General features: G+C 70.3%; 6 protein-coding genes and 1 pseudogene. 1 reads left to right on the forward strand and 6 read right to left on the reverse strand.

The features are described from left to right. A pseudogene (locus tag JWP60_RS07480) lies at window positions 1–617 on the forward strand (DUF349 domain-containing protein); the annotation flags it as partial. Window positions 618–734: 117 nt separating this feature from the next. Here the strand turns inward: JWP60_RS07480 and JWP60_RS07485 are convergent. The 6 genes from JWP60_RS07485 to JWP60_RS07510 all read right to left on the reverse strand — a co-directional run. Beyond that, the gene (locus JWP60_RS07485) at window positions 735–1,490 is read right to left on the reverse strand and encodes a M90 family metallopeptidase (protein WP_299788597.1); all 756 of its coding nucleotides are present in this window, start codon (window positions 1,488–1,490) and stop codon (window positions 735–737) included. Further along, window positions 1,490–2,275 carry a UDP-2,3-diacylglucosamine diphosphatase gene (locus JWP60_RS07490; protein ID WP_299788611.1) on the reverse strand — a complete coding sequence of 262 codons (786 nt, stop codon included), beginning with the start codon at window positions 2,273–2,275 and terminating at the stop codon, window positions 1,490–1,492. Before JWP60_RS07490 ends, JWP60_RS07485 begins: the two co-directional genes overlap by 1 nt. Beyond that, window positions 2,272–2,775, reverse strand: coding sequence for a peptidylprolyl isomerase (locus JWP60_RS07495; RefSeq protein WP_299788600.1), 504 nt, complete (start codon window positions 2,773–2,775; stop codon window positions 2,272–2,274). The genes JWP60_RS07490 and JWP60_RS07495 overlap by 4 nt, the downstream gene beginning before the upstream one ends. A 14-nt stretch (window positions 2,776–2,789) precedes the next feature. Further along, window positions 2,790–3,380, reverse strand: a complete 591-nt coding sequence (locus tag JWP60_RS07500) for a peptidylprolyl isomerase (RefSeq protein WP_299788603.1) — start codon at window positions 3,378–3,380, stop codon at window positions 2,790–2,792. Continuing rightward, window positions 3,380–4,681 carry a L,D-transpeptidase family protein gene (locus JWP60_RS07505; protein ID WP_299788605.1) on the reverse strand — a complete coding sequence of 434 codons (1,302 nt, stop codon included), beginning with the start codon at window positions 4,679–4,681 and terminating at the stop codon, window positions 3,380–3,382. Before JWP60_RS07505 ends, JWP60_RS07500 begins: the two co-directional genes overlap by 1 nt. Before the next feature lie 36 nt (window positions 4,682–4,717). Next, a partial coding sequence (locus tag JWP60_RS07510) for a DUF4440 domain-containing protein (RefSeq protein ID WP_299788608.1) occupies window positions 4,718–5,146 on the reverse strand: 429 nt, incomplete at its 5' end.

A 5,146-nucleotide genomic window follows, 5' to 3' on the forward strand; every position in this document is an offset into this window, starting at 1 on the left:
CGCGTCGCCTCGAGGCGGCACCCGCTGGGCGCGGCGGCAGGTTCGATGCGCGCCGGCCCGGCCCGGGTGGGCGCGATGCCCGCGGCGATGACCGCCGTCCCGGCCCGGGCGGCGGCAACTTCCGCGGCGGCCGCGATGACATCCGCGAGGACCGTGGCCCCCGCTTGGGCGACGCCGCCTTCCGCGCGCAACGCGATGCGCTGGAGCACGCGCAGGCCACCTTGCGCAAGCTGGCGGCGCAGGCGCACGGCGAGGCGCTGACGCAATTGATGACGGCCTGGGAGCAGCGCGCCGCGGACCAGGTGCCCAGCCACCAGGAACTGGGCAAGGCCGTGAGCCCGCAGGTGCGCCAGGCCTGGGTGCAGGCGCTGGGCAAGGGGCCGGCCGGCAACGCCGCCGAGACCTTGCTGCGGCTGGAGATGGCGGCCGACGTACCGTCGCCGGCGGAACAGATCAGCGCGCGCCGGATGCTGCAGCTGCAGTTGCTGACGCGCCGCCACGAGGCCTCGCCGCAGGAGAGCTGGGGTACCGACGTGGCGAAGGTGCTGGCCACGGGCTATGACGCCGGCGCGGCGCGGCGCCTGCAGAATGCTCTGAAGGCGCTGCTGCGGGGTTGAGTCAGGACGCGGGGTGCGCGTTCGTAGGCTGGGCTGCGCGCAGCGCACCCCAGCGTGCTCGCGCAGATTGCTGGGGTGACTATCGTCAGCCCAGCCTACCTGCAGCCGCATCCGCGGTTACGTCGGCCGATAGAACCCGTCGAACAACTCCAGCAGCGCCGGAAACTCCCGCGTGAAGCGCGCCCGGTTGACGAAATACGCCTCGCACGCGACCGCGAAGAACTCGTCGATGGCGGTCGCGCCATAGTCGTCCAGCCACGGCCATTCCTCGCCGAAGCGCTCGGCGCGGATCACCGCTTCGCGAAAGCGCTCGTATTCGCCTTGCAGCGTCGCCAGCCACTGTTCGCGCGCTCCCCGCGAGCGCAGCGGCGGGCAGCCGTCGGCCACGCCGTCGCGCAGGTCGATCTTGTGGACGAACTCGTGGATCACCACGTTGAAGCCGGTCTCCGCGCTCTCGCCGGCGGCCGCCACGTCGCGCCAGTTCAGCATCACGGGGCCGCCGTGCATCGCCTCGCCGGCGACCACTTCGTGCCAGTCGTGCACGACCCCGGTCGGGTCGGTGGCGCTGCGGCGCGCGACCACTTCGTCGGGATGGACCACGATGCCGACGAAGTCGTCGTACCAGCGCAGCCCCAGGTGCAGCACGGGCAGCACGGCCTGCGCGGCGATGGCCAGCGCGATGGCGTCGGTGATCGCCAGCCCGTTCGCGCCGTGGAATTCCTTGCTCGCCAGGAACTCCGCGCTCAAGCTGCGCAGCCTCTCGCGTTCGCCGGCGTCCCGCTCGGCGAGGAAGGGATAGCGCGCCAGCGTCGCGCGCCAGAGATCGTCGGGGAGGGCCGGGGCGCTGCGGCGACGCCGCAGCCAGCCGAACATCAGGCCAGCGCCACGCGTTCGGCGTGGCCGTCCGCATGCAGCCGCAGCGCCTGCATGCGCGGCGGCACGGCATCGGTGTCCCAGTCGGTCAGCACGATCCGCCAGTGCGTCGCGTCCACCGCATGGTCCGCCGGCTTGTGCGTGTGCCCGTGCACCAGCACCGATGCGTCGGCCGCCTCCAGCCAGGCCAGCGCCAGGGAGGTGTCGACGTCGGCGTATTCGCGGCCGCCTTGCCGGCGCTCCTCGCTCTCGCTGCGGATCGCCCGCGCGATGGCGCGGCGCTGCGCGAGCGGCTGCGTCAGAAACGCCTGCTGCCAGGCCGGATCGCGCACCTGCGCCCGGAAGGCCAGGTATTCGGTATCGGCAATGCACAGCGCGTCGCCATGCGACAGCAGCCAGCGCTGGTGGCCGAAGGAAAACACGGTCGGGTCGGCCAGCAGCGTCAGTCTCGCGGTCTGCGCCAGGCCGGGACCGACCAGGAAGTCGCGGTTGCCCGCCATGAAGAAGATCGGCAAGCGCTCGCTGGTCGCGCGCAGCACCTCCACGCACTCGTGCTCGAAGCCGGGCTCGTGCGCGGCGTCGTCGCCGGGCCAGACCTCGAACAGGTCGCCGAGCAGGAAGAGGGCGTCCGCGGTGCTCGCCGCCATGTAGCGGCTCCACGCTGCGAAGGTGGCCGGCATCCCCGCCTGCAGGTGCAGGTCGGAGATGCATTCGACGGTGCGCCAGTGCGGCGCGGCGCGCAGTTCCTGCGCCTCGGTGGCCGTGGTTTCCGGGGTGGTCGTCAGACCACGACCGCCTTCTCGAGCACGACGTCGGTCTTGGGCACGTCGCCGTGGCCGCCGCGATTGCCGGTGGCGACCCCCTTGAGCCGATCGACGATCTCCTGCCCGCCCACGACCTTGCCGAAGACGGCGTAGCCCCAGCCCTGCGGCGTGGGCGACTTGTGGTTCAGGAACTCGTTGTCGGCGACGTTGATGAAGAACTGCGCGGAGGCGGAATGCGGATCGCTGGTGCGGGCCATGGCGACCGTGTACTTGTTGTTCTTCAGGCCGTTGTGGGCCTCGTTCTCGACCTGCGCGCCAGTGGGCTTCTGGCTCATGCCGGGGGCGAAGCCGCCGCCCTGGATCATGAAGCCGTCGATCACGCGGTGGAAGATGGTGCCGTCGTAATGCCCCTTCTTCACGTAGTCGAGGAAGTTGGCCACGGTCTTGGGCGCCTTCTGCTCGTCGAGTTCCAGCGTGACCACGCCCTCGCCGGCAATGTGCAGTTCCACCTTGGGATTCATGAAAGCCTCTCTTGTTATTGAACGATCGTCGCCGAGTTGATGACGACGGGCGTCACCGGGACGTCGCTGTACATGCCGCTGCGGCCGGTCTGCACGGCCTTGATCTTGTCGACCACATCCATGCCGCTGACGACCCGGCCGAACACCGTGTAGCCGGGGCTGCCGCCCTGCGGGTCGAGGAAGGCGTTGTCCTTGACGTTGACGTAGAACTGCGCGGTCGCCGAATTGGGGTCGTTGGTGCGGGCCATCGAGACGGTGCCGCGCTCGTTCTTCAGGCCCTTGGCGAATGCTTCGCGACCCTCGTGCACCACCGGCGCGCGGGTCTTCTTCTCCGCCATGTTGCGGTCGAAGCCGCCGCCCTGGATCATGAAGTTGTCGATGACGCGATGGAAGATCGTGCCGTCGTAGTGCTTGTCGCGGACGTACTGCAGGAAGTTCTCGACGGTCTTGGGCGCCTTGTCCGGGTAGACCTCGACGACGATGTCGCCGGCCGTGGTGGAGAACTTCACCTTCGGGGCATCGGCCGCCAGGGTGGCGGTGGCGGTGGCGGCAAGGCAGCCGGCAAGCACGAGGGCGGCAGCGGCGCGGCGCGTGAGGGAAACCATCAGCCGATCACTCCTTCGAAGAAGATTTTCCATTGGAGCCCCTGGCGCACCCAGTACTGGCGCTTGACGGGGCCGGTGCGGGCGCCCGTGGGCACCTCGCCAAAGGTTACCACCATGGTGTCCTCGCGGTCCGTCCAGCGCAGCACCGACAGGTCCTTCAGTTCGACGTCCTTGCCGCGCATCTTGCCGAGTTCGACCTTCATCAGCGGGGCCGATTCGGCCAGCGTCTTGCCGTTGACGCTGAAGTCGCTCGTGTAGAAGCCCAGCAGCCGGCTGATGTCGCCGCTCGCCTTGGCGCTGCGCCAGGCCTGCAGCACGTCGTTGAAGCGGCGGCTGTCCGCCTGCACGGTGGCGGGCTGCACCCAGCGCAGCATCGGCGCGATCACGACCGGCGTGGTGCGCACCTCGACGGTCCGGATGATGCGCGCGAGATCGGGATTGGCCATCACGACGCAACCGTCGGTGGCCTTGGGCGGGCGCGAGAACTGGTCGGGCGGCGTGCCGTGCAGCCAGATGCCGCGGCCGGTCTTGCCGCGGCGCGCGTCGTACGGGTTCGGATAATTGATCGGCAGGGCGCCGGCGCCGTAGAAGTCCTTGAGCGACTTCGGATCGAGATTGCTGGTGATGTAGTAGACGCCCAGCGGGGTGCGCAGGTCTCCCTCGGCAGACTTCTCGATGCCCAGCTTGCCCACCGAGATGTAGTAGTCGGCGATCAGCTTGGGGCCAGTCGGCTCGTTGGCGAACAAGTACAGGCGCGCCCGCGAGCTGTCGATGGCAATCGCGTGCTTGTTCTTGTCCGACAGCTGCAGGAACTGCGCGGGGATGGCGCCGGCGGGCGGGCGCTCGCGCAGGGCGCGGATGCGCAGCTGCGACTCCTCGCGCAGCTCGGCGAGCTGCTGGCCAGCGCTGCGGGCCGTGGCATCCGGCACGTCGCCGAAGGCCTTCACCGGGCGCTGTTGCGCCGTCAGCAGGTCGCCGTACACCAGCTGCGCCAGATGGAAGTTGGGATGCTCGCGCACCAGCGCTTCGGCGCGCGCGAGCGCGGTGCGGGTCTGCGCCTGGCCGATCAGGCGGTAGACCTCGATCAGGCGGGCCTCGGCCTCACCGTCGCGCACCAGTGCGGCGGGCTTGCGCACCGCAACCACCGGCGTCGGCTTGCGCCAGGGCGCAGCAGCGGCGTGCACGGGGGGTGCGCTGTGCGCGGGCGTGGTACCGGCCGCGGCCGCGGCCAGCACGCCGGCCGCGCCAACCAGCGCCACGAGGACTTTCGTCATGGTGGAGGAGCCCGGGGTGAGGTTCAACTGCACAACCTTCGCCGTGTCGGCCGCAGGCGCGCCTCAGGCGCCGTTGGTCTCGCGCACGATCGTCCAGCGATCGCCGCTGCGCACGAACTCCAGCGTCTTGCGGCTGGTGACGTGCAGGCTGTCGGCGCTGTACGCCTGGCGGAAGTGGGCCACGGCCTTGTTGCCGGTGACGGCGACGTTCAGGTCGCTGACCTGCACGGAGATCTGCTTCTTGCCGACGATGCGGTTGCGGCGTTCCTGCTCCCAGGCGGAGCGCGACTGCCGGCCGGGCGGATTGAATTCCCTGCCATACGCACCGAGGTAGCCGCCCACGTCCTTGGAAGACCAGGCAGCGGCCCAGGCGCGCACGGCGGCCTCGACGTCCGCCTTGCCGGCGGAGCCGGAGCTTGCTGACGCCGCGACGGGCGCTGCGGCCGGCGCGGTGGCCACGGCAGCAGCCGGTGCCGCAGCCGCAGCGGGGGC

This window comes from Ramlibacter sp., assembly GCF_028291745.1.
Taxonomy (GTDB): domain Bacteria; phylum Pseudomonadota; class Gammaproteobacteria; order Burkholderiales; family Burkholderiaceae_C; genus Ramlibacter.